The sequence below is a fragment of the Aquiflexum sp. TKW24L genome (assembly GCF_023502205.1).
Taxonomy (GTDB): domain Bacteria; phylum Bacteroidota; class Bacteroidia; order Cytophagales; family Cyclobacteriaceae; genus Cognataquiflexum.
In genome coordinates, this window is record NZ_JAMFLG010000016.1 from 58,751 (window position 1) to 83,649 (window position 24,899).

At 41.0% G+C, this 24,899-nt stretch carries 19 protein-coding genes; 10 read left to right on the forward strand and 9 right to left on the reverse strand.

Features of this window, described 5'->3' with window-relative positions:
- Positions 1-49 precede the first annotated feature (49 nt).
- The 6 genes from M3O96_RS12120 to M3O96_RS12145 form a co-directional block, all read right to left on the reverse strand.
- Entirely contained in the window at positions 50-1,153 is a 1,104-nt protein-coding gene (locus M3O96_RS12120) for a serine hydrolase domain-containing protein (protein ID WP_283773986.1), read from the reverse strand.
- Positions 1,154-1,397: 244 nt separating this feature from the next.
- Positions 1,398-2,600: a hypothetical protein gene (locus M3O96_RS12125; RefSeq protein ID WP_249720858.1), complete on the reverse strand. Its 1,203-nt coding sequence runs from the start codon at positions 2,598-2,600 to the stop codon at positions 1,398-1,400.
- A gap of 313 nt (positions 2,601-2,913) precedes the next feature.
- Positions 2,914-3,963, reverse strand: coding sequence for a BspA family leucine-rich repeat surface protein (locus M3O96_RS12130; protein WP_249720859.1), 1,050 nt, complete (start codon positions 3,961-3,963; stop codon positions 2,914-2,916).
- 69 nt (positions 3,964-4,032) lie between these two features.
- The gene (locus M3O96_RS12135; RefSeq protein WP_249720860.1) at positions 4,033-5,148 is read right to left on the reverse strand and encodes a BspA family leucine-rich repeat surface protein; all 1,116 of its coding nucleotides are present in this window, start codon (positions 5,146-5,148) and stop codon (positions 4,033-4,035) included.
- A 68-nt stretch (positions 5,149-5,216) separates the two neighbouring features.
- A complete protein-coding gene (locus M3O96_RS12140) occupies positions 5,217-6,341 on the reverse strand; it encodes a BspA family leucine-rich repeat surface protein (RefSeq protein WP_249720861.1) in 1,125 nt (374 codons plus the stop codon).
- Between the two features lie 147 nt (positions 6,342-6,488).
- The gene (locus tag M3O96_RS12145) at positions 6,489-7,847 is read right to left on the reverse strand and encodes a phosphatase PAP2 family protein (protein WP_249720862.1); all 1,359 of its coding nucleotides are present in this window, start codon (positions 7,845-7,847) and stop codon (positions 6,489-6,491) included.
- Between the two features lie 509 nt (positions 7,848-8,356).
- Between M3O96_RS12145 and M3O96_RS12150 the strand changes: the two genes are divergently transcribed.
- The 9 genes from M3O96_RS12150 to M3O96_RS12190 all read left to right on the forward strand — a co-directional run bounded on the left by M3O96_RS12150 (position 8,357) and on the right by M3O96_RS12190 (position 19,840).
- On the forward strand, positions 8,357-9,523 hold the full coding sequence (locus tag M3O96_RS12150; RefSeq protein WP_249720863.1) for a sensor histidine kinase: 1,167 nt from the start codon (positions 8,357-8,359) through the stop codon (positions 9,521-9,523).
- Positions 9,516-10,250: a LytR/AlgR family response regulator transcription factor gene (locus tag M3O96_RS12155; protein ID WP_249720864.1), complete on the forward strand. Its 735-nt coding sequence runs from the start codon at positions 9,516-9,518 to the stop codon at positions 10,248-10,250. The genes M3O96_RS12150 and M3O96_RS12155 overlap by 8 nt, the downstream gene beginning before the upstream one ends.
- A gap of 345 nt (positions 10,251-10,595) precedes the next feature.
- Positions 10,596-11,765, forward strand: coding sequence for a helix-turn-helix domain-containing protein (locus M3O96_RS12160; RefSeq protein WP_249720865.1), 1,170 nt, complete (start codon positions 10,596-10,598; stop codon positions 11,763-11,765).
- 228 nt (positions 11,766-11,993) lie between these two features.
- Positions 11,994-13,823, forward strand: coding sequence for an alkyl sulfatase dimerization domain-containing protein (locus M3O96_RS12165; protein ID WP_249720866.1), 1,830 nt, complete (start codon positions 11,994-11,996; stop codon positions 13,821-13,823).
- A gap of 33 nt (positions 13,824-13,856) precedes the next feature.
- Complete coding sequence (locus M3O96_RS12170) at positions 13,857-14,687, forward strand: alpha/beta fold hydrolase (RefSeq protein WP_249720867.1); 831 nt, start codon at positions 13,857-13,859, stop codon at positions 14,685-14,687.
- A 103-nt stretch (positions 14,688-14,790) separates the two neighbouring features.
- Entirely contained in the window at positions 14,791-16,692 is a 1,902-nt protein-coding gene (locus tag M3O96_RS12175; protein WP_249720868.1) for an alkyl sulfatase dimerization domain-containing protein, read from the forward strand.
- A 318-nt stretch (positions 16,693-17,010) separates the two neighbouring features.
- Complete coding sequence (locus M3O96_RS12180) at positions 17,011-17,490, forward strand: hypothetical protein (protein WP_249720869.1); 480 nt, start codon at positions 17,011-17,013, stop codon at positions 17,488-17,490.
- Positions 17,491-18,306: 816 nt separating this feature from the next.
- Positions 18,307-19,059, forward strand: coding sequence for a DUF2490 domain-containing protein (locus M3O96_RS12185; RefSeq protein WP_249720870.1), 753 nt, complete (start codon positions 18,307-18,309; stop codon positions 19,057-19,059).
- A 31-nt stretch (positions 19,060-19,090) separates the two neighbouring features.
- Positions 19,091-19,840, forward strand: coding sequence for a DUF2490 domain-containing protein (locus tag M3O96_RS12190; protein WP_249720871.1), 750 nt, complete (start codon positions 19,091-19,093; stop codon positions 19,838-19,840).
- A 197-nt stretch (positions 19,841-20,037) separates the two neighbouring features.
- Here the strand turns inward: M3O96_RS12190 and M3O96_RS12195 are convergent, their stop codons facing one another.
- Entirely contained in the window at positions 20,038-20,685 is a 648-nt protein-coding gene (locus tag M3O96_RS12195; protein WP_249720872.1) for a hypothetical protein, read from the reverse strand.
- A 41-nt stretch (positions 20,686-20,726) separates the two neighbouring features.
- Positions 20,727-21,194, reverse strand: a complete 468-nt coding sequence (locus M3O96_RS12200; protein ID WP_249720873.1) for a copper resistance protein NlpE — start codon at positions 21,192-21,194, stop codon at positions 20,727-20,729.
- A gap of 183 nt (positions 21,195-21,377) precedes the next feature.
- Here M3O96_RS12200 and M3O96_RS12205 point away from each other — a divergent pair, with 183 nt between their 5' ends.
- Positions 21,378-23,939: a glycogen/starch/alpha-glucan phosphorylase gene (locus tag M3O96_RS12205; protein WP_249720874.1), complete on the forward strand. Its 2,562-nt coding sequence runs from the start codon at positions 21,378-21,380 to the stop codon at positions 23,937-23,939.
- 91 nt (positions 23,940-24,030) lie between these two features.
- Here the strand turns inward: M3O96_RS12205 and M3O96_RS12210 are convergent, their stop codons facing one another.
- Positions 24,031-24,516, reverse strand: a complete 486-nt coding sequence (locus tag M3O96_RS12210) for a hypothetical protein (protein WP_249720875.1) — start codon at positions 24,514-24,516, stop codon at positions 24,031-24,033.
- Positions 24,517-24,899: the final 383 nt, after the last annotated feature.

Consider the following 24,899-nt stretch of genomic DNA (forward strand, 5'->3'; position numbering starts at 1 on the left):
GATTATGATTTAGGTTCTCCGGTTTAATTTAAATTCAAGAGATTTCATCCTAATTGGATTCAAACAAGTCATGGTCCGGCCAGCTGCTTTTGGATTTTATTTCATCATTGATTGCTCTCCTAAAAGCTTCAATAGCGGTACCGAACTCACTGCTATTGCCGTTGGCCACGACAGAAAAGCTGAAATTGTCATTTACTCTCTCCAAAACGGCTGAGGTTCCAGACATTGCACCATTGTGTATCCAGTTGAAAAACCCAAAATACATTTGGAACAAATAGTAATCTCGCAGAAAATCCTGTTTGTAGGGAAGTCTGTCGATTCTAGCCATAAATCTGAGTAAATCTGTCGCAGAGGCTACCCATCCACCTCCTGCATCCATCCTCTTAACGTCGATCTGGTATGGGGAAAAATCTGAATGAGAATTGTAATACCGTACCTCATTTTCAAATTTTCCTGAAAAGGTTTTGTTGCCGATATACATGGCTGTAATTCCAGAAGGCTCCAAGATATTGTTCCGTATATAAGCTTCGTAGCTTTCTCCGCTCACTTCTTCTATTACTCTCCCTAAAATACAATATCCAAAGTTTGAATAGAGAAAAGTGGACCCTGGTTGAAAATTAAGAGGTCTTGTATCAAGGATATAACCAATGAGCTGGTGCTGTGGGTAGTTAAGCGGTGAGAACATTGGATCATTTCCGTCGTTAGTCCAGCCACCTGCCTTGTGCTCTAGCAAGTGTCTGACGGTAATCGATTTTATGGCTTCTGAATACGGTTTGGTGCCAAATGTAGTTCCCAAAATTGCCCCTTCCCCAAAAACCTTGTCGTCCAAGGCCAATAGTCCATCTTGAGCAAGCTTGTAAATTCCAATAGCCGTAATGGGCTTGGAAACACTGGCTATTCGGAAAACGCTTTCGTTCGATACCGGCAATTTGGACTCTTTATCGGCAAAACCATATGATCCTTGGTAAACCAATCTTTCATTTTTCATTATTGCTATTTGCGCTCCAGGGATGTCATATCTATTGATAATTTCGTGGATTTTCGCATCCAGTGTTGAAAATTGATTTTCTTGCGAAGGTTCTGGTTCTGGTTCGCAACCAAATAGGAAACTAATGCAGACAAACGAAATAATAGAAATAAATGTCTTTTTCATAACTTTCTTTGCTTGACGTCAAGGTGAGTATTCGATACTATTACAAGAATTGCCAATTCTGAAACCAAATTTTTCAGCCATAAGTGCCTACACGGTAAAGGCTTTTGACGTACACTCCTTCGTTTGTGGAAGCTCTGCAAATGTTGCTCTTATTATTAAATATATATTTATTTCTTGTTTGACGAAAATCCTTCATAACGCATAGGGAAATGCAAAAGTGGTGACTGTATCCCGACTATCTTCTTTAAGATTTTTTTTTGAATGCTTTGTTATACACAAACTCACCAATTGCCTTTCCCTGATTTATGCTCGGGTTGATAGTATCCCTAAAATTCCATCCGCAATAGATTTTTGTTTCAGCATTATCCTGAACTGCCTGGTCAATGCTGGTATAAGGAATGGATTCGTAAGAAATATTAATATTGTTCGAAAAAACTTCCTTTAAAATTGCCCCAGTAGCCCCACCCGCAATGCCAAAAAGAGAAGGGTATTCTGGGACTCTAGGAGTAGGTAAAAAACTGGCCCAATTAGTGTTATAAATGCTTTTAATTGCAGTGACAGGCCTCCACCTATAATGAGTGTAAACATCTTTGAACATCGAAATAGTCCCGTCCGCCATGGCTGTGTGAATCAGTGCCAATAGCCTGGCAGTATCCCAAGCATTAAAACTCGGATTTTGTTTTTTTATGATTTCAATGGTAAAGTTGTTCCAGATAATGTGCTGGCGGAGATTGAGATAGTCGGTATTATTTCCCCATTTTTCAATCACACTTTTCTGTGCAGGACTAAGGGAATTTGTTATGTAGTTTAACGTGCTTTTCTCTTTTACTTCTTCCAAATCTACCGAACTGGGAACAAGGGAGACTAGCGGTTGGGTAAATTGGCCAAGGTCAAGAGGGTTCAAAACAAATGGTATTACCTTCATCGCAAAATCTGTCATAAATTTATTTCTGGGTGGAGGTGGTGCGTCATAATAATCCGCTTTGAATTCTCCTGGTAATGTTCCATCTGGAGGATTGGCTGAAATAGGTGTTATGTCCTTGTGACCATCATTTTTCCTTTTTTGGATTATCCCGTCTGCTGCATCCTCTCCAATTTGTCTTCCTCTTTCCTTTTTGGGATTATTTTGGAGTTCAATCATTTTTGAATCATACCATTGAATGATTTGGGCAGTACTTGGTATTTGATTGTTACTTGTTCCCACTTCATCTCTCGCCCAAAGGAGCATCTTTTTTGCCGCAGCATTGACTGCTGCCTCTGGAGAGGCACCTGAATCCAATGGGCCATAAAATGCATACCGGTCATATTTTTTTTTGATGCTGTTGAGTGCATCGTGGATGCCGATATGAATGATTGCCATCCTGCGGGCATCCGAACCAGGGTTCGAATGAAAGTCCAGCATTTGTGCTGCCTTTTCATTCCAATACAATACAAGATCTCTGTTCATTTTATTAAAAGTTTTTAAGGTTAAAAACCAAATACAAAAACAAATTGATGCTGGATTCACAAGTAAATTGAGGGTCAATTTGGATTTTAGGACCGCATTTGACACCATCTGACTCCTTATGTTAGCGAGACATTAGAAGCATGAATCACTGCATATTCCAATCTTCAAAAATCCGTTTTGGCTGTTTATAGACTGGATATAAAAGACTCCAACAATCCTTTCAAATGAGACAAATAATACCTTTTGGATCCTTAAAAAGGATGTTTCCAAACCCTCAGATTCAACTTTTCAATATTTAAATGGATGCTGTTTTCTAATCCGGACAGGTACCCCAAATGGGTTTTGGTAATGTCCAAGTCACTGGAAATGTCTCTTTGGGGGTATTTGGAATCTTAATTACGCACCAATTGGATAAGTCTTGGTTGAATTCAAAATTATCTTTGAACATAAAATCCATATTAGTGACATTGCTAACATCCCAGTCTGTGATGGGTTGGTTGAATAATACAACATCCCTAGGAGGTCCATCCCAACCCCAATCGAAAGTGTGGTCATAGTGAGCGAACATTCCCTCCATATTTGTCACATTACTGACATCCCAATTTCCTATGGGCTGATCAATACTGACCCCTCGAAATAAGTAGGTCATGTTGGTCACCAATGAAGTACACAATCTGGTCAAATCCACATCCTCTCTCACCCTTTGGCTTAAATATCCATCGTCAACTGCCTCATATTGTACCCCGTTGATAAAGCCCTTTTGACCGGGGTAGACGTTTTCGCATTTGCAGGTAATTCCGTTTTCAGCAAGGTAAAATTTTGGTTCTCCTACTGGTTTTGGTATAAAACTGACGGTTACCTTTTTAAAATCATCCATACCAATCCTGATAGGGTTTGTATTTCCATTTAGATTTCCGACCCAACTTCTAAATAGCCAACCTTCAGCGGGGATAGCATTGAGTTCTACAGTTGTTCCTGAGTAATATTCTCTTCCAGAAGGGTTTTCCACAACCGTCTCCGTGACAGTTCCTTCTCCTATGATTTCTAAATCCAGGGTATATACTTTTTTCACAAATACCCCAATTATGTTTTTGTTAGAATTCATCTCAAAAAAGTAAGGATTAGAGGTCCCAGCTGCATCACCTTGCCATTGTTGGAATACCCATCCTTCACTGGCTACCGGAATTACTGCGACCCTTTGACCTTCATTAAATGCATCAAGCCATCCCGGAGAAAAATAAATTACACCGCCTTCTTCTGGAGTTGCAGTTTTTGTTATTGTGTATGTCTTGACAGGAGTCTCATCCACACAGGCGGAGAATACCGCGAACAAGAGGATCAGAATTAATTTGGCGCTTCTCATAATTGATAAAAATTTAGGGTTGGAAATAATTTCAATTAGGTGGATTCCAGACTATCATGGTTGATTTATTTAATCCGGACAAGTTCCCCAGACTGGTTTTGGCAAGGTCCAAGCTGAATTGGAATAATCCTTAGGTGCTTTGGGTATATTCGCAACACACCAATTTGATAAATCTTGATTGAACTGTTGGTTTTGCCAAAAAATGTAGTCCATATTGGTGACCTTGCTAACATCCCAGTCCCCAATCGGTTGATTGAATACACCAAAAACAGGATCCCAAAGTATTATTTCTGAACTTAGTGCAAACATTCCCTCCATATCGATGACACTACTGACATCCCAACTACCAATCGGTTGGTTAAACTTGGAATCCAAAAACATCCATGACATATCAGTTACCTTGCTTACATCCCAGTTTCCAATACGTTGGTTGAGTTCACTACCCCAGAACAATGTCCTCATATCGGTAACAAGAGATGTACACAACTTTGTGAGGTCAGCCTTCTCATCGACTTTCTGCCTTAATAATTCATTGTCAACGGCTTCGAATTCAACGCCATTTAGGGTCCCTTTTTGCCCTGATATTACATTTTCACATTTGCAGGTGATCCCGTTTTCGGCAAGTACGAATCTTGCCTCCCCTTGAGGTTTGCGAACAAATATTGCCCATTTAAGGAAATTGCGTCCATCGATGCTTATTGTTTTAGGATTTTCGTTTGAAATCCGGTTTTTGGTCCCGACGATGTCTTCAATCACCCAACTTTCAAATACCCATCCTTCCTTAGGGACAGGGGTGAGTTCTACCATCGTACCATGGGGAAATTGCCTCCCGGAAGGATTTTCCACGATCCTTTCGGTGACTGTCCCTTCTCCAAGGATGGTGTATTCGAAGGAAATATCCTTCATGGTAAAAATAGCTTGAATGTTTTTGTTGGCATTCATAGTAAGCGTCAGCGGATTGGCTGTGCCGCTCCCGTCTCCTTCCCACCTTTGGAATTCCCAATTTTCATAGGGTACCGCAGTAAGGGTGACAGATTGCCCCTTCTCGAACAGTCCGGAGGTTGCTGAGGAAAGAATGTGCCCTCCTTCTGCGGGGGACGCCGACATGATCAGGTATACTGTCTCCTCTACGCAGGAAATCAGGGTGGTAAACAAAATGATTGGAAATAATTTAAGCGTTTTCATAGCGATCAAAATTAAGGGTCGAAAAACTTTCAATTAATTGTGACTCCAGACTATCATGCTTGATTTATTTAATCCGGACATGTACCCCATTTAGGTTTTGGCAGTGTCCACACCGGGTTGCTATAAAAATCCTTGGGGAATATTGGGATCTTTGCCACGCACCATTTTGATAAGTTTTGGTTAAAATTTTCATTACCATAAAACATATATTCCATATTTGAAACTTTGCTGACATTCCAATTCCCAATCGGTTGGTTGAATACGCTAGTCGAAAAATCATGTCCAACTGAAAACATTCCCTCCATATTTATCACATTGCTGACATCCCATTTTTCAATCGGTTGATTAAAAGCTGTACCGGCAAACATGTATGACATATCATTAACATTGCTGACATCCCAATTTTCAATCGGCTGATTAAAATATGGTGGAATCACGCCACTCATATTTGTGACCTTAGAAGTACATAATTTAGTCATGTCCACTTTCTCAATAAATCTTTGTCTTAAAAACTCATTATTTACAGCTTCATATTCAACCCCATTGAGGATTCCTTTTTGACCGGCTATGACATTTTCACATTTGCAGGTAATGCCATTTTCTGCCAAATAAAACCTCGGCTCTCCCTGTGGTTTGGGTACGAAAGTGACTGTTAAAGTTTTTGGTCCATCGATACGGGCTATTTTTGGGATTTCATTAGAAATTAAAGGTTCCCAATACCCACCATTGGTTTCAGCGCCTTTTTCTCCCCAACTTTCAAATACCCAACCTTCTTTGGGGACTGGAGTGAGTTCAACTGTTATTCCATGTGGATACTCCCTTCCCGAGGGGTTTTCCACAACCTTTTCGGTTACCGTGCCCTCTCCAATAATGGTGTAATCCAAAGCATAATTCTTTTTGACAAAGACAGCAACAACCCTTTTGTCTGAATCCATTTTCAGATTAAGAGGACTGGAAGCTCCACTTACGTCCCCTTCCCATTTTTGAAACACCCAATTTTCATTGGATTCGGGGGTAAGGGTCACAGATATTCCTTTAGGATAGAGGCTGTGCCAAGGGGAAAAATTGATCTTGCCGGCCTCCTCGGGAGTTGAGGACATGGTCAGCTTGAAACCTTCCTGTGGCTCTGGGTCTTTTTCACAGGCGAAAAAAACTGTAAGCAAAAGGATCGAAATTAATCTGGCTACTTTCATATAAAAATCAATTTTAAGTTTCTAAATGCTTTAAATAATCTTACCATCCTACTCCTGGAAAGCTTCTTGAAATCACTAAAACAACAAGCAAAAGATTTCTGGTCTTCATGTTGATCGCTCAATCCCAGTGCCTGTTGTTAAAAACTACTATGGTTTTTTAAAAGGTAGTGTATTAATGGCCGTTCCGACCAAACGACCTTGTTTAACGCCGGCTTTTCCTCCGAACCTAAAAATGGTTCCACCACTTACCCGTGCTTGAACAATGTTTTCAAGCATTTCACTGAAAGAGGAATAAGACCATTCTCCATGTGTTGTTTTATGTATATCGTCAACAAAGGCATAGTTTTTTCCAAAATATCCTTCCAAAATGGCAATTGAAGAAGCTGTTGCGGCAAGTTCGTCTGGATAAGAAGGTGTTTGCGGTGTATTTGGCAGAGAGATCCATGTACTTTGACCCATCACGCCTCTTATGTAAGTTACCGGCCTTAAAAGAAAATAATGGAACTTTGAATAAAACACTGCTCCTATAGCATCAGAAGCGGCCATATTCAGTTTGACATAAAGGGTGGCTGCATCTTCAAGATTTACTTTTTCCTCGATCATGATCTTGGTAGATATCCGCAACGTATGCGAAAGAGGGATGTAATTTGGGTTTAAGTCTCTCCAATTGTTGAACTGTCTTGTTTCATCATCGGTAATGTTATTCCTAGATTCATATGTATCCTTTGCTGCCTTATAAAAATCACATGCAGGTTCGGTAGAATATTCAGGATGTGGCGGGGCTAATACAGAATTTACAATATTTGGAATAAATGTTCTCAAAGAACCCTGACATGCAGCTGCAACAGGGAAGAATCCCGGTGGTGTCGGAACCCATTGGCCGGGACGCACGATAGGTACATAAGGAGGGCAGGGCTTTGGAGTACCATCGGCATTAAAAGTACCATCAGTTTTACTGTACTCATAAATGATGTCAGCAACATATCTTCCAAATTCAATGGAAAATTCTAATTGTTCGGGACTAACCTCCGACTGGTATTTTGAATTAAGAGATGCCTCTAGGGCTTCTACAGCGGTCAGGTTGGGTGCCGGATAATTCTGCATTATTTTTGAAGCAATACGGGCAATTGCAGCATTAGCGCAGGCAGGCCAGTAGTAGTCTTTTTTCTTATCGAATTGGATAGTGTTTCCTGTTAAGTGTCCATATATACTCTGATAAGAGGGCATACCGGGAACCACAGATTCATAGAGGGCTATACCGCTATAAGAGAAGATGCGGAGTGCTTGGGCGGAAAAATAAGGTTTTGTTTTTACTATCTCCGTCAACAAAGTGAACCATTCCGTAGCAACGTCCGCTTCGAATTTCTTTGCATGTGGAAGCGCACTCAAGTTGTCCTTGACCTTTGATGTCTCAACAATAGGAATATTCTCAACGCAGGATCCAACAACTACACTGAGTGACAAAGTCATTACCAATACCTTTGTTCTATAATTAAATTTTCTCATAATTTTTTTGGTTTTAGTTAAAAATTGGTTGAAACTATCACTGCTTTCAAACAGATTACTCAGGATGCAAAATGTAATAGTAAATTTAACTAAGCTTCAGATCGATACAGAAGCAAGCACAGTTTTTAAAGAGGAGGCTGAAGGTTCTTATCTGCGACTAAGTTGTTTAGTCGTATCTCTTATCAGGCTTGTCGCAGTAAATTTTCATCAAAGGATTAAAAGGTATTTTATAGGATAATTCAGTATCTGTCTTGCTACCCATGTCGGCCATGTTGTGCCGCTGATTTTTGGTGGAATAATGCCAGGATTCGAGACCGTTTTCCGTGATCAAATAGATGCATTGGATGATCAGAGAATGAACAATCGCAGATGTACCTGACCGGATAGTGAATTCAGACTATGAAATAAGGCTCCTAAAAATTACTCATAAAAAAAAGATCGATCATTGACAAAAAATTTATAACTTTTGTATCTACATAAGTTGCACGTTATCAAAGAAATATCAGTTTATGAATATCCAGGAATTTATTTTTTCCGAAAAACGAAATGACCGTATCAAGCAACACCTGTTGTTTTGGGGGATTTGGTTTGTATACTTCGCATTTACCCATGCCGCGTTTCCATTTGGAGGTCCCGATATCTCTTATTTTAAAAACCCGGTGTATACATTTACTGAAAGTTTCTTTGTTGTATTGGCACTAGCTCCAATGACCTATGGAATGCTATATTTTGTGTTGCCTAAATTTATCTTGAAAAAGAAGTACTTGCAGGGTTTCTTCGTTATCATCGTTTTTTGGTTTGCAGGAGGCATCCTAAACCTCTTCCTTATGGGTAAGATATTTCCTCCACTGCTGGCTATGTTGCTGCCTACACAGTATTTACCCCTAGCACCTCGGAGCGAAGGTGCATCTTTCTTTATGGCAGTGGTTGCTACAAACAAAGGGGCATTTTCGATTGCTTTCAGTGCGTTGATGCTAAAATTTGGTCAGCACTGGTATCACAAAGAACATAAGAATCTTCAATTGCAAAAGGAAAATACAGAATCACAATTGAGGCTGCTGACAGCGCAAGTGCATCCCCACTTTTTGTTTAATACGCTCAACAATATTTATTCTCAAACTCAGATAGAATCCCCGAAGGGTTCCAAGATGATCATGGGCCTTTCAGATATTCTCAGGTACATTTTATATGAAGGTCAAAAACCGATGGTGCGGTTGAAGCAGGAATTACAGTTAATCATTGAGTATGTCAATCTTGAAAAAATACGCTACGGCAATAAACTGGAAGTAAATGTTTTGATCCCTGATACACCAAACAATCTATATATCGCGCCATTGCTATTACTTCCGTTTGTCGAGAACTGTTTTAAGCACGGTACTAGTAATGTATTAGAAAATCCCTGGATCAACCTGACCATTGAATTGAAAGACACAACGCTTGTGATGAAGCTAATGAACGGAAAAGTGCCGGTGAAAGGAAAAGAACAAAAGCGTTCTGGCATCGGAATCAATAATGTACGTCAGCGTCTTGACCTTTTGTATAAAGACAGATATGATTTGCAGATAAGAGAGGAAGAAGAAGTCTTTATTGTTGACCTGCGGGTTGAACTCATTAGAATTACAAAAAAGAAGCAGATTGAAGAACTGAACCAACCACAAAACCCTGTTTATGCCTAATGAAAATCATATGCCGACCAATTGCATCATTGTTGATGATGAACCCATGGCAAGAGATGTGGTCAGGAGATACGTTCATATGATACCGGCATTGAAGCTCATAGGCGAATTTGGAAATGCCATTGAAGCAACCATGTTTTTACAAGATCAATCAGTGGATTTGATCTTTTTAGATATTAGAATGCCACAACTTAGTGGGGTTGAATTTGTAAGAAGCCTGCGCAATATGCCAAAGATCATTTTTACAACTGCACACAAAGACTATGCGCATGAAGGTTTTGAATTAGATGTTACTGATTACCTTTTAAAACCAATCCGATTTGACCGCTTTTTAAAAGCTGTGAACAAGGCTCTCCCCCCAAAACAGCAGGAACTTGAAACACATGGAATAACCAATGGAGAAAAAATCGAGCCTGCCATTTCATTTATTTACCTGCGGGCGGAACGCAAAATGAAAAAAGTGTCGCTGGATGATATAATCTATATTGAAAGTGACAGGGATTATGTAAAAGTATATACTGAAAATGGATTTATCATAACCCGTCAGACGATTGCATCAGTAGAGGCCATGTTGTCTGAAAGCCAGTTTGTACGGATCCACCGTTCTTATATCGTCTCGGTGAGTAAATTAAAGTCCTTTACTACTGAGACTGTGGAGATCGGGAACAAAGAACTGCCTATCGGAAAGCTGTACCGAAATAATTTTTTGAAACTACAAAGCAACTGAAATAGTAGCTCTTCACGAAGTGTGAGCATGGCACTTTTATATCAATTGATCCTGCAGCAGGAGCCTTTTTTGAAAGAAACGCGCGCCATCAATTCCTTTAGGATAACACTTTTTCACCAATTGGATTTCAGGAAAAGGAAGACCTTTAAGATTGAGTAAATCCCGGTAATTGATTGACAGGTTTTTCTTTTCCCCACTTATAAGCTATGGATGAAATACCAGTTTAATTCCAATCTGGATTGAAGGGCTTCATATTTTCATCTCAGTGACTTTTTAAATTGGTTGAATATTCATTAATTGAAAAGTTATTCATCCGAATAATTTTAGAAGGGAATTCTCAATCGAATGGAAATAAGTTTTGATTTTATATCCTTGGTTCATTTGGTGGCGATAGTATTAGGCATTGTGTCCTCTGCTGTTATCCTTTTTTTTGGTTTCAAAACCTTTCCCGCCAACCAACCTTTGGGCATTGGGCAGTTGAGTATTTCCTTGGGTCTTTTTGTGAGTTTTTCCCTTGTTTCCCAATTGATTGTCCATTGGCCTTTTTTGTATAGAACCGGACAAATTTTCGCCCTGATTTTTATTCCGATGCCCTATTTATATACCGTATTCTATACAAAGAAACGGCAGTGGCGTTGGTACGACTTGTTGCATGCGCTCCCATTATTGATTTACCTGGTTGATTATTGGGATGTTTTGTCCATGTCTTCGGCGCAAAAACTACTCCTCATCCAACAGGAAATCAATGACCTTGATGCCATGGCAAAATTTAACCAAGGCAAATTTATCGGTCCGGGTTTTCATCATATATTCCGCACGGTTTTGTTTAGTGCCTATTGGGTAGCACAAGTAATCCTTTTTGTAAAATGGGTGCGAAGTCAATCCTCAATAACTTTACAAAACAAGGTTTGGCGTAATTGGATGTTGGTGTTTCTGGGGTGCCAATTTTTCTTATGGTTCCCTTTTTACCTATCTCTTTTTTGGTTGGATGATTTGACCAATTACCAAATCATCGATTCCTTTTCAGTAATCTGGATATTGCTTTCAAGTCTATCTCTTTTCTTTTTTCCTTCCCTGCTGTATGGGAAGCCTATTGGTGGTGGAGAAGGCATCTTAAAGTTGACCAAAGTGCTTAAGAAAACCACCATATCTGAGGGAGAGGAAAAAAAATTAGAGGAAGTCATGCGGTCGATGGAAACACACATGGTTGAGAGTAGGTTATTTTTGAAGACGGGCTACACCATCAATGATTTTTCGAGGGATATCCATATTCCTGTCTATCTGATTTCAAAGTGCCTGAATACTTTCAAGGGTTTGGGATTTGTGGAATATGTCAACCAAAAGCGTGTCCTATATTGCGTTGAAAAATTTAAAAATGGGGAATGGTCAAATTACAAAGTAGAAGCCATCGCCACTGAATGCGGATTTAGTAACCGAAATTCTTTCACCAATGCTTTCAAAAAATTCCTCGGAACCTCTCCATCTGAATACAGGGAAACTTTTCACAAGTCATAGGTTTCAATAATTGAAAAACTCAGCTGATATTTTTCAATATCAAGTCATTGGTATTCGCCATAATTAATTGAATTCATGCCAAGACATTTAGCCTTGCTAGATGCCTTGACGTATTTTTGAGTTGGGCTCATCATTAAACATGCTGTTTAATGAGGTCAATTCACCATCTGGAATTTTTTCAATCCATAACCAATAAAACAAATCATAATTATAGCTCAAAAACATACCATGAAAAAACACCTTCTTTTAGTATGGATAGTGGCCGCCTGCCAACTTACCGTATCACAGGCGCAATCAACCCTCAACTATCCCGGCCGCTATATGGGCCAAGAGGAAGTACAGCTATTTACAGCACCCAATGGCGCGGTGGCAGATGCAGGATTTGCTAAGATATTGCAATTGATATACCCTCAACCGACCATTGAAAAGACTGCCGAAGGTATATGGGTGATTGGCGGATATTCTATAGCCAATTTTGTGGTGATTGAAACGGATGAGGGCTTAATTGTTATTGATACAGGTGACTCGGAAGAAGAAGGGAAGATAATCAGGGAAGTTATCCGGGAAAACATCAGCAAAAAACCCATCATTGCTGCCATTTATACCCACTCTCACTACTGTTTGGGTACAGGTGCGCTAGTTGACGACCCCAAAACAGCTATCATTATCGGGCATAAAAAATTGAACGAAACGGTTCAGACGGCCTTGAATGCAGGAGGGGCTATAGCAGCAATACCCGAATTGGGACCGGTTTTGAGTGCAAGAAAGGCGATTCAATTCAATAATTTCCTTCCCGATACAGGTGAGGATGGTTTGCTTGGTGGAAGGATCCGCGACAAGATAAACGCTTACTTACCTGCTAATAAAGTGGTTGAAAATGAAGAGATTGTTAAAATTGGTGGCATGGATTTTCAATTTTTTACAGAATACAAATCTGACGACTATAACCTCACCATTTGGCTACCCAAGCAAAAAGTAGTTATCAATAATTTCTATTGGCCGGGTATCCCCAATCTGTACAGTATCCGGGGCGCTTCTTACAGAGATCCGACGGAATGGAGAGATGGACTTCAGGTGATGAGGGATCTGAAACCGGAAAAAATGGTGAACACCCATGCAAGGACAGTATCAGGCGCCAAAGAAGTTTTTGAAGCTATCTCTCATTATATGGATATGGTCACCTTGGTTTATGACCAATCCCTAAGAGGGGTCTTACATGGCCTGGGACCTGATGAGTTGCGTTACTTTGTGTACTTGCCCAAACACCTTGCTGATTTCCCCAACAATGCACAGGCTTATGGTGAAGTGCCCTGGTTTACCCCTGCTGCATTTTACCACCAAATGGGTTGGTTTGATAGGGATGTTTCTACCCTCCAAAAGTTGCCCCCGGTAGAAGAAGCTCAACGCACTGTCGCATTGATGGGAGGAAGAAAGAAGGTGTTGCAGGCGGCAAAGACTTCATTTGGCAAACGTGAACTGGCCTGGGCAGCACAACTTGGGAATTATCTTTTTACCATCGACCCCAAAGATGCCGAAACCAGAAAACTATTGGCCGATGTGTACAGGGCAATGGGCCAATCATCTCTGAGCATGATCGGCAGGACATTCTTTTTAAGTGAAGCGAGGGCACTCGAAGGCAAAGAACAGCTTCCTAGGGTAGTTCCCCCGAAGCCTGAAAATATTGCGGGAAAACCTACCTTTTTTGTGGACATGTTCCGGGTGCGGATTGACCCCAGGAAATCAGAAAACACCGAGAAGATGTTGGTATTCAATTTCTCAAACGGAACCACGGCTGGCTTGCATGTGCGTAGAGGCATTGCCGAATTTGTTCCCAATCCGGCCAAACACTACAGGCCGGCTGATTTAACCTGTACAGTGGATACCAAAACATGGGCTGATCTTTATCTCAATGCCACTACTTTGGATGAAGCTTCAAAAAGTGGCGGGGTTAAAATGACCAAAGGAAGCGTGGAAGATTTGAAGGCTGTGATGGATTTGTTTGACAAATTTGATCCGGCTAAGAACTATACGATTCCGGTGAGCGATACCGAGTTCTGAGGTGATTTCGTATATAAAATAAGTTCTTGAGGGATGAATACTTCCACCCAAAAATTAAAAATCAACGGCATCGAGCTCAATGTCCTGCTTGCAGGCCCTGAGGACGGACCGCCTGTACTCCTGTTGCACGGCTTCCCCGACGACCACACCGTGTGGCGCTACCAAATACCGGAATTGGTCAAAGCCGGTTACCGGGTCATAGCCCCCGATACTCGTGGCACGGGTGATAGTGAGCTTCTGCCGCACGTATCCGATTACGGGATGAAACACCTGGTTGCCGACCAAATTGCTTTGCTCGACTACCTGGGACTTAAAAAGGTCCGCCTGGTCGCTCACGATTGGGGCGCGATACAGGGATGGGCGCTTGTGCTGAGACATCCTGAGCGGTTCGATCGCTACATGGCACTCTCGGTTGGGCACCCCTGGTGTTACACCCGTGCGGGGTGGCAACAAAAGCAAAAAGGCTGGTACGTTTATTTTTTCCAAACCGGAGCACTGGCACGGTGGGTTTGCAGCCTGAACGATTGGAATGTCTTTCGCCATTTTCTTCAGTTTGAGTCCGAATGGCCGCACATCAAGCAGCAATATTCTCGCCCGGGCCGTTTTGCCGCAGGGCAAAATTACTATGTCAGCAATCTGAAAAAATGGCACGCCGCACCGCCAACGCCTGCTCAAATCCCGGTGATGGGCGTATACAGTACCGCAGACATTGCGCTGGTGGAGAAGCAAATGACCCTTTCGGAAAAACTATGTCCCAAGGGATGGCGCTATGAGCGACTTGAAGGAGTAGGTCATTGGATGACACTCGAGGCGCCTGATAGGGTGACCGCGCTGATGCTGGACTATCTAAAGTCGCCTCTGTAGTGGCAGGAATGCTAATAACGCGCGGTTCCGATGAATGATATCGGTTTTAGATTTGAGAAGAATAGAATTAAATAATGTCCTTTAATATCATATTCTAAGAACAATGAAAACTATAAAATATTTTAAAACAGCAACAGCATACCTGGCTATCGCCTTGCTGGCTTTTTCGTGCAACGATAAAAGTGCCACAGAGAATCAGGCAGAAAATCAGACTGAAACGCAGGCAAGTGTTGACAATTCGAATTCGAACTACCCCGGCCGGTACATGGGCCGGGAAGATGCGCCCATGGGTACTCACCCTAGTGGTGCCGTCCACCTGGCTGCTGGTTTGAAGACCAACACAGAAATAATCTATGACAAACCTACCATTACCGAAGTTGCCAAAGATGTATGGGTGATTGGCGGCTATGCTTTTTGGAATTGTATGGTTGTGATAACGGATACAGGACTCATCGTATTCGACTCGGGCGATTCAAAGGACGAAGGCGCCATGATGAGAGAACTTATCAAAAAGAACATCAGTCAAAAACCCATCATAGCCCAAGTTTACAGTCATTCGCACTACTCGTTTGGTACCGGGGCCCTTGTAGATGATCCCAAGACCGCCATGGTCATTGGTCATGAGAAGACAAATGAATTGGTGATGGCCATGGGCAGATCGGGAGGGGTGCCGGCCATCATGCCCGAGATAGGGCCTGTTTTGACGGCACGTACCTTGGTTCAGTTCGCCAATTTCCTTCCCGACTCAGGACAGGATGCCAATATTGGCAAAAGACTTAAAGTGAAAGAAACTGCCTATTTGCCGGTGAATAAGCCGGTAAAGAATGGTGAGATTTTGAATATAGGAGGCACAACAATGCAGTTTTTTACTGAACACAGGTCCGATGACTATTCCATTACCGTTTACCTTCCGGAGACAAAAGTTGTTTATAATAATATGTTCATGTTAGGGATGCCCAACCTTTATTCATTGAGAGGCATGACTTATCGGGAGCCACAGGATTGGCGGGATGGATTGCTACTGATGAGAGACCTAAAGCCTGAAGTTTTAGTAAACACCCATTCACGTCACGTTGTGGGGGCTGAGGCTGTTTTCACGACCTTGTCCAATTACGCTGATTTATTGACGCTGATGTACGATCAGACGCTGAGGGGGATCCTGCATGGCCTGGGCAAAGGTGACTTGAGGTATTTCATTTACCGTCCAAGGCATCTTACTGAGCCCGCTTACACACATGAACCATATGGGGAAATTCATTGGATGGCCGAAGGCATTTACAATCATCAAATGGGATGGTTCGACAGGGACGTTTCCACGCTCAACAAGCTACCCCCGGCCGAAGAGGCAAAACGTTTGGTAGAATTGATGGGAGGCAGATCGAAAGTGCTGGAAGCCGCAAAAACCGCCCAATCCAAAAAAGAATATGCCTGGGCAGCACAACTGGGCAACTATTTGTATGTGGTTGATAAGCAGGATAAGGATGTACGCCAGCTACTTGCTAGCGTTTATAGGACTATGGGACAAATGGCCTGGGGTTCTATTGGCCGCAATTTCTTCATCAGTGAGGCAAGGGCATTGGAAGGGTCTGAGGTTATACCCACGTTAATCCCACCACCAGTGAGGGTTATTGAAAATGATCCAAAGTTTTACGTGAATATGTACCGGGTGCGTATTGATCCCAGGAAATCAGAAAACACTGAAAAAATGGTAGTGTTCAATTTCTCTAACGGCACAAGCGGAGGTCTGCATGTGCGCAGGGGCATTGCCGAATTTGTGACTGACCCTGCAAAGCACTACAGGCCGGCTGATATTGCCGCTACCGTAGATGCCAAGACATGGGCGGCTTTGTATCTAAATGCTGTTACCTTGGATGAAGCTGCTAAAAGCGGTGGACTGAAAATGAACACAGGAAGCTTGGAAGATTTGAAGGTGGTAATGGGTTTGTTTGACAAATTTGATCCTGTTAAAAACTTCACGGTTCCACCAACCGGGACTGATTTTTAAAATAAAACAAAAAGGTGAACTGAAATATCAGCGAATGGCCTAAGTATCCTTAGTTCTTGTGATTTTGTAGGTTAGTTTTAGAATTCTATCAGGGATTATTGCAGGATTTCTTATTCGGCAGTAATCCTTTTTTTTTGTCTCCTTCTCATTGATGGGTATCCATGACGGAAAGGATATCTTGATTTACCAAGTTACCCGTGTGCAAACGTTTAAGTCGGATAAGTTGCCTCGGAAGCTACTCCTGAGATATGAAAGGTTAGATTACTTCATTACTTTAGTTTGATAAGTAGTTTTAACCCCCTTAATCCAACAAAAAACATGGACAACTCCATCTCAATCACCATCCCACCCGTAGATTTGCAAGCAATCAAAGATGCCCTAGCTACCATTAACGGCATATTGAAGCCTTATCTGAAAGCCCTTACTCCCGAAGACCGTCGCAAACTCCTTAAAATGGGAGATGGTTCCGAACCATTTGTCAGCAAGGTCATGGATTATGCTGTCTCTGATCCACAGTTTCTTCCGCCTTTTGTACAGATCACCGAATTGGAAAAAGACTGGGATGCCTACTCTGCACTGGTTCCTATCTTTCGTACCGTACAGCAACTTGATAATAACCTCAGTGATACCGTGATGCTGACAGGGTCAGAAGCGTTTGAAGGTTCACTCAGTTATTATAACTCGGTAAAGATGGCAGCCAAAATGAATGTTCCCGATGCCAAAACCATCTATGAAGACCTCAGTAAGAGGTTTGAGGCACAGGGAAAAAGGAAGTCAAAACCAAGTGAGGAATTATAATAAAGTCGTGGGTTACCCATTGGACGAGGTCGGATCGCAAGATCCGTCCTTTTTTTATGAAAAAATACTATAATGGCCTCAGTCAGTGTCTTCACTGACTGAATCTTTTAAAAATGATAATGTCAGTGGAGACACTGACATTGGCTATTACTACTTCAGTACCTTCTTAGTATACTCGAGTACCCTCTGAGTATACTCGAGTACCAAAATTTCATACAGAGAAAGTCAAAAAGACTACCGCAGTAACAAAAAAGATTTCACGTGTAGTAAAATTGATTACTGCTGTATTGAATCAGAATTCCTTAGTATTAAAATATATTACTGCTGTTCCAAAAAAGACTACTCCTGCATTAAAAAAGGATACCGAGGTAACAAAAAAGATTACTGCTGTATTCAAAAAGATTACTCCTGAAGTCAATTTGAATACAGGAGTACCTTCTGAGGATACTTCAGTACCAAAATAAGGTATTCGAATAGGAGGTGACTGGATTGATTCCTTAATTTTGGGTGTTTACCTTCACTTTATAAATCCACCTATACTGAATATTAAAGAAAAATAATTTCAGTGAGGACATTTTCATTTGCGGAATTAAGCATTGATAAATCCAACCCCAAAACAATTCCATCAAATCCACAGGAACAACCCTCGAAACTCCAACTTCGATTAGGATTAGATGATGACGGAAGTTGCCTTACAACTCATTTGGAGTGCTAGGTAATTAAAAATTTGGTTAGTATCTGTCACCAAGGAATATCTAAATATCACTTTCCAATCAATTATGTATCTTTGGATAAGTTGGTGGTAAACAATCTGTGATGCGTTTTATTAAGCTTTTGATTTTTTGTTTGGTATTTCATTCCGGAGTTGCCCAACAGCAATTTGAGTCTAATTATGAAACTTGGTGGGGAGTGATGACCTCCGTGCGGGTATCCGATAAATGGTCTGTCTGGAACGATGCCCATTTTGTGGATGAGACTTTTTTTATTTACCGGACAGGGATGACCTACCACAACAAACGGGACAATCTTGTCACCACAGCAGGGTACAGTTGGTTGCGGCTTACCACGCCTCTCTCGGAGGGAAGATTGATCCGAACAGAACACCGACCCTGGATGCAGACTATTTTCAGGGTACCTTCTACCATTAAGCTAAGCACAAGTTTCAGGTTTCGATATGATGCCCGATTTATCCAAAACCTTGAATCAGGGCAGCTAGGAGAGGGGTTTTCATTCAATCACCGGTGGAGAATCAACAATTCATTGCGGTATAATTGGGGAAATGTCATCAGTCCAAACACTGTTTTGAGTACGACTTTACTAAATGAAGCCTTGTTTAGAACCGGTCCGGGACCTAATGGAGTCCGGCATGAACACCGAACCCACTTGATCGGAGGGCTCTCAACCGGCAAAGTCACTTATTCAGTGGGTTACATCGTAAGGTATATCAATATCAGTCCCGAAAGAGCGAGACTCAATCACGGCATGGTATTTTGGCTAACTATTAATCTGAATGTATTAAATAGAAGAGCTCCGGCTTTTGTAGAATTTCCTGAAGACCATGTTAATTAAAGCAAGCTAAAACTGTCCTACGCCTTTTTGAATGAAAGCAAGAGTACTGATATTTTCCCTTTTTATTCTTTTTAGCCGTCCTTCATTCGCTCAGAAAGAATTAGCTACTGAATCTTGGTGGGGCTTGATGACTTCAGGGCAGGTAGCGCCAAGATGGTCTTTGTGGTTGGATGTTCACCATGTTCCCCAACTGTTTGTGATTTATAGATCTGGAATTACATACCATACTAGTGACAAAAAGGTGGCATTGACAGCTGGGTATGCGTACCTTGGATTGACTACTCCATTTTCTGAAGGGAAACTGATTAGACCCGAACACAGGCCTTGGGGTCAGGCAGTTTACCGATTACCTAGCAAGGGACCTTTGAGTGCGAGTTTTAGATTCAGGTATGATCTGAGATTCAGACAAAAATTCAACCTCACAGAATTGACAGATGGTTTTTTTCTTAATTACCGTTACCGATTCAATATGAGTTTGAGGTATAATTGGGGAAATCGGTTGAGTCGTCATTTTAATTTTTCGAATACCCTGTTCAATGAATCATTGATAACCACCGGACCGGGACCTAATCCATTGCCTTTTGAGCACAGGGTTTTCTTTTTGTTTGGCTTTCAGAAAAAAGCGGTCACCTTCTCACCGGGGTACCATGTCAGGTTTGGGACGACAAATTTCGGAAATCTAAGAATCAACCATGGATTTGTGCTATGGGTTAATTGGAACTACAATTTCAAAAACTCAAAAAAGCACTCGCTGAAGGAATTTCCGGCTGATAGGATATAATCAGCATTGATGCCTTAATGTAACATTCAAAGTTGATTTTGTGATGAAAACCGTCCACAGTCGACAGAGACCGCCGCCATTTATAAACCAAGATTTGGTTTTATTACTTAGAAGTAAAAAAGAGTGGTGTTTAAAAAAAACCCCGGTCACGGAAGCTTTCAGCCATGACCGGGGTTTTCAATATAAATGAATCACTGCTATTGCTTACGGATTACTCCTTCTTCGAGCATCCTTTCCAAGACCACTTGGGCAAATTCGGAGGAGAATTTTTCCATTGAAGTTGGGTTGAGTGTTTTGGATTGCGCTGACCAAACCAACAATTCTGACTTGACATCATACATGTTGATTTCAATAAAATACTTTCTGTCATTGACAATATGGCCAGGAGTCATCATCATGCCATGGTTCATTCCCCAGTGTCCACCAAAATTTCCACCCATTCCCCAGCCTCCGCCCATCATCATTGGTCCGCCCATCATCATTGCACCTGGAATATAACGCTGCTCGTCCTGTACATCGATCAATGTCATGGTCATAATGCCATCTTGGCCATTTTGGTTGACTATATTCATCATCGCATTTTTGTCCAAGTCTGTACTCATCCAAAAATTTGGCCGGATAGTCGCACTGCTTGTGGTAGACCTTATACCTAAGGTGGACAATTTTGACCTGACATCGTCTTCTATGGTCTGTCTTTTGGTCACGTCACCGATGATGGCCGCAACGTAAAGGTTACTGTATCCTCCTCCATATTTATCGGGGCTGGTCCATGACCTTGTGATTTTTGTGGCGGGTGAGCAAGCTGCGGCAAATGCAAAAATGGCAAAGAATAGAATTTTTTTCATAATTAAGGGATTGTTGAAAGGAACTGTGTGGTGTGTGTATTTTATTGTTTGATCAATTTATAATTTTTTTCCAAATCTCCGGTAATTCTATTCCCATCCAAATCGAGGTGAAACAGGACATTTTCTCCTACAAAGTACTGATTTGGAGTACCTTCATTGATTAGGGTAACGGTATTTCCCGCATCGTTCCAGGTGAATGTACCGGAAATTTCTACCATAGTTTGGTTTTCTATACCAAGATACATGATTTTCTTAGAGTACGAATTACCCGATCCCAACTCAATGATGGTTTCTATACCTTCGCAATCAGCACATGGCAAAACTCCTTTGTAGATTCCCAAAAAGTCCAAGGAATTTTGTGCATTATGTTCATCTATGACCTCATCTTGTTCAAACACGGAGTCATCAACAACCAATTCATTTTGGTTCGTTTTGCTCTGGCAACCTTGAAGCATATAAGTAGCTATCAATAAGGCAACAACCAGCATTTCTTTAAATTTTATCTTCATTTTGAATCGGTTATGACTAAGTCAGAAAGATACAATCTAATTGGTATTGGCACAATTCCCGATTTTGTTTTTCTATTACTTTTACAACAATTATATATTTCTAAGTAAATTTCTCAGTTTTGATTGACTTTTTGTTTTGATTAACTTTCGGACTTCAAATGACTTTGTGAACTTAAAGAATAGATGAAAAAGACCAATACAAGTAATGGGCTAAATTCCGATGCAGAAAAAGTGCCTGAATTTAGTAGCCAAATTCAATCCGGTGAAAGAGAAGATTCCCGAACAGGATTGACAGTAGAAACTTTAAAAAAAGCGATTTCCAACAACCTTTTTTATGTACAGGCTAAATATCCTGAAATCGCCACAAGAAATGATTATTACATGGCGTTGGCTTATGCAGTCAGAGACAGGTTGCTACAAAGGTGGGTTGCTTCGGTGAAGCAATATATTCAGGGAAAAGAGCGGGTAGTATCTTATTTATCAGCAGAATATCTATTGGGTCCACATTTGGCCAATAACCTTATTAATCTTGGTATATATAATGAAGTCGAAAAAGCCTGTGAGGAATTGGGACTCAACCTTGATTGGCTGATAGAAAAGGAAGTAGAACCAGGATTAGGAAATGGCGGCTTGGGTAGGTTAGCGGCATGCTACATGGATTCATTGGCTACATTGGAAATCCCTGCCATTGGATATGGAATCAGGTACCAATTCGGGATTTTTGAGCAGGACATCAGAGATGGATGGCAGGTAGAAGATACCGATAACTGGCTGAGAAGGGGAAATCCTTGGGAAATCGCCCGAAGAGAATTGAACTATGATGTGAAGCTTGGAGGACATATACAGCATTACATTGACCGAAGTGGAAAATTCTGCAGCAACTGGATTCCTGAGTTGGTAGTGAAGGGCGTGGCCTATGATACACCCATTTTAGGATACAAGGTCAACACGGCAAATACTTTAAGGCTATGGAAATCAGAAGCACCACACTCATTTGATTTTCAGTCTTTTAATGCCGGTGAGTACAACAGTGCAGTGAATCAAAAAATCATCTGCGAAAATATCAGTAAAGTTCTCTATCCAAATGATGAGCAAAGAGAAGGGAAAATCTTGAGACTTCAGCAGCAGTACTTTTTTGTGTCTTGTTCTTTGCAAGACATGATCAATATCCACCTGACCCAAGGAGAAAAAATTGAGGATTTTTACAAAAAGTTTGCCGTCCAATTGAATGATACCCATCCGGCTATCGGCGTGGTGGAGCTCATGCGATTACTGATGGATGAGCATCTCTTGGACTGGGATACTGCTTGGAATATTACCACCAAAACCTTTGCCTATACCAATCACACCTTGCTTCCTGAAGCTTTGGAAACATGGGATTTGGAACTTTTCGGATCAGTATTGCCCCGACATTTAGAGTTGATTTATGAAATCAACAGAAGGTTTTTGGATTTTGTGACGATAAAGTTTTACGGTGACAACCAAAAAATCAGCAACCTTTCACTCATTGGTGAAGGAAAAAGGAAGCATGTCAGAATGGCCAATCTTGCCTGTCTCGGCAGCCATGCGATCAATGGCGTGGCAGCATTGCATTCTAATTTGTTAAAAAAGACAGTACTGAAGGATTGGTATGAACTTTCCCCTGAAAAATTCAGCAATAAAACCAATGGTGTAACTCCAAGAAGGTGGATCGTCTTGAGCAATCCCATGCTGACCAAACTGATTACAGAAAAAATCGGAGAAGGATGGATCAAAGATTTGGAAGAATTGCGTGGATTGGAAAAATTCGCCGATGACCCGGAATTTCAGCAGGATTGGATGAAAGTAAAACTTGATCAGAAAAAAGCTTTGGCTAAGAAAATCCAGCGAAGATTGGGTGTAAAAGTGGATCCCGAATCCATGTTTGATATTCAGGTCAAGCGTATCCACGAATACAAACGTCAGCACCTGAATGTGCTGCATGTAATTGCACTTTACAATCAGCTCAAGAAAAACCCTGATATGGAAATGGTGCCGCGAACCTTTATTTTTGCGGGAAAATCAGCCCCGGGTTATAGAAAAGCCAAATTGATTATCAAGTTAATCAATTCGGTAGGGGAGGTCGTCAATAATGACCCTGACGTACGGGGAAGATTGAAGGTGGTATTTTATCCGAATTACAATGTGACCAATGCCCAAAAGATTTATCCTGCCGCGGATCTTTCAGAGCAGATTTCTACTGCAGGAAAAGAGGCCTCAGGCACAGGAAACATGAAACTATCTCTGAATGGCGCTTTGACCATCGGAACATTGGATGGGGCGAATGTGGAAATCAGAGAATGTGTAGGGGAGGAGAACTTCTTCTTGTTTGGTTTGAATGCAGATGAAGTGTCCCAAACCAAATCTGAGGGATACAAAGCAATAGATTATTACAATTCTAATGCTGTGTTGAAACAAGCCATCGACCAGATCAACGCCGGTTATTTTTCACATTTGGACAAAAATACATTTAAAGAATTGACTGATTCCTTGATGTATGATGACCAATACCTAGTTTTTGCTGATTTTCAATCTTATCTTGAAGCACAGGAAAAAGTGTCAGAAGCGTTTAAGCACAAAGAAATGTGGGCCAAAATGTCCATTTTGAATACTGCTAGGATGGGGAAATTTTCCAGCGATAGAAGTATCAGAGAGTATTGTGATGAAATCTGGAAAGTGAAATCTGTTCCGGTCGAAATTGAGACTATGAGAATTATTGAAAAATAAAAAAAGGGGGTTTATCCCCCTTTTTTTTTGTTAAAAGCTATTGGATGATCAAGTTCTAGCTTGGCAAAGCTGTTCACGCCGAAATATTAAATTAAAAGACTTCCTTTATCTTGTAGTGTGTATCTTTAAAAGAAAATTTCTCTCCTTGCTTTTTTCCTTTCATGACTTGGTACAGAGGACTGTCAGCCGAAAGTCCAAATACAGAAATCCCATTGACTTTCATCCTTTCAATGCTAGCTGATACAAAGAAAACATCTTTGTCTGTAACCACCACACTGCCTAATCTCACGGAATCATAAATGTCTTCTATGGTTGGAAGCATGTTTTGAAGGAGTTCCATTTCCCTGTTTGCAAAACTTACCTGTTCACCTACGGCATTGGCTCTGTGGATCTGTTCTACATTGAATCCTTGTTGGGATGTGTCAGCATCTTCTTGGTTAGTTTCACTATCATTGCCCATCATCTCTCTGATGCTGTTTTTGAAATCATCAATCACAGATTGATGTTTTTGGATACTTGTTTCTAATAATGCCTTTTTGAATTCGGCATGATTGATATTTAATTCGCTGGTTTCCATTGTTATATATTGGTAGTTGAGTTCTGATTTATGTCGTGATTTTTCATTTATACAATTTAAAAATAGGAAGCCGTTGATTCCATGACATTTGTTAGGCCTTTCTATGATTATAATTCTGGATTCAGGTTGGTCTGTCCCGTGGGATTAAAAATACGGATAATCAAAAAAATGAGAACGGTAAAAATCAAAGCGAATTTAGCTGTCCTTTAAGATTCAAAATATCTCTTAGGATAATGGCAAAGACTATGCCCAATAATGGCCCTGCCTTTTATGCTTTTGTTTTGATTCATAGCATCCAACAAAAGCTTGACAATTCCCTTCAAGGTCTATCTTGAAACAGAACTATGATTTTGAATTAAATACAAAAAACCAGAATACCTAGG

Excerpts from the sequence above, each read along its gene's own strand:
- M3O96_RS12165 (WP_249720866.1), top strand. The coding sequence starts at position 11,994 with ATGAAAAAACACCTTCTTTTAGTATGGATAGTGGCCGCCTGCCAACTT.
- M3O96_RS12170 (WP_249720867.1), top strand. The coding sequence starts at position 13,857 with ATGAATACTTCCACCCAAAAATTAAAAATCAACGGCATCGAGCTCAAT.
- M3O96_RS12190 (WP_249720871.1), top strand. The coding sequence starts at position 19,091 with ATGAAAGCAAGAGTACTGATATTTTCCCTTTTTATTCTTTTTAGCCGT.
- M3O96_RS12180 (WP_249720869.1), top strand. The coding sequence starts at position 17,011 with ATGGACAACTCCATCTCAATCACCATCCCACCCGTAGATTTGCAAGCA.
- M3O96_RS12210 (WP_249720875.1), bottom strand. The coding sequence starts at position 24,516 with ATGGAAACCAGCGAATTAAATATCAATCATGCCGAATTCAAAAAGGCA.
- M3O96_RS12140 (WP_249720861.1), bottom strand. The coding sequence starts at position 6,341 with ATGAAAGTAGCCAGATTAATTTCGATCCTTTTGCTTACAGTTTTTTTC.
- M3O96_RS12200 (WP_249720873.1), bottom strand. The coding sequence starts at position 21,194 with ATGAAGATAAAATTTAAAGAAATGCTGGTTGTTGCCTTATTGATAGCT.
- M3O96_RS12205 (WP_249720874.1), top strand. The coding sequence starts at position 21,378 with ATGAAAAAGACCAATACAAGTAATGGGCTAAATTCCGATGCAGAAAAA.
- M3O96_RS12120 (WP_283773986.1), bottom strand. The coding sequence starts at position 1,153 with ATGAAAAAGACATTTATTTCTATTATTTCGTTTGTCTGCATTAGTTTC.
- M3O96_RS12150 (WP_249720863.1), top strand. The coding sequence starts at position 8,357 with ATGAATATCCAGGAATTTATTTTTTCCGAAAAACGAAATGACCGTATC.
- M3O96_RS12160 (WP_249720865.1), top strand. The coding sequence starts at position 10,596 with ATGGAAATAAGTTTTGATTTTATATCCTTGGTTCATTTGGTGGCGATA.
- M3O96_RS12130 (WP_249720859.1), bottom strand. The coding sequence starts at position 3,963 with ATGAGAAGCGCCAAATTAATTCTGATCCTCTTGTTCGCGGTATTCTCC.
- M3O96_RS12185 (WP_249720870.1), top strand. The coding sequence starts at position 18,307 with ATGCGTTTTATTAAGCTTTTGATTTTTTGTTTGGTATTTCATTCCGGA.
- M3O96_RS12175 (WP_249720868.1), top strand. The coding sequence starts at position 14,791 with ATGAAAACTATAAAATATTTTAAAACAGCAACAGCATACCTGGCTATC.
- M3O96_RS12135 (WP_249720860.1), bottom strand. The coding sequence starts at position 5,148 with ATGAAAACGCTTAAATTATTTCCAATCATTTTGTTTACCACCCTGATT.
- M3O96_RS12145 (WP_249720862.1), bottom strand. The coding sequence starts at position 7,847 with ATGAGAAAATTTAATTATAGAACAAAGGTATTGGTAATGACTTTGTCA.
- M3O96_RS12155 (WP_249720864.1), top strand. The coding sequence starts at position 9,516 with ATGCCTAATGAAAATCATATGCCGACCAATTGCATCATTGTTGATGAT.
- M3O96_RS12125 (WP_249720858.1), bottom strand. The coding sequence starts at position 2,600 with ATGAACAGAGATCTTGTATTGTATTGGAATGAAAAGGCAGCACAAATG.
- M3O96_RS12195 (WP_249720872.1), bottom strand. The coding sequence starts at position 20,685 with ATGAAAAAAATTCTATTCTTTGCCATTTTTGCATTTGCCGCAGCTTGC.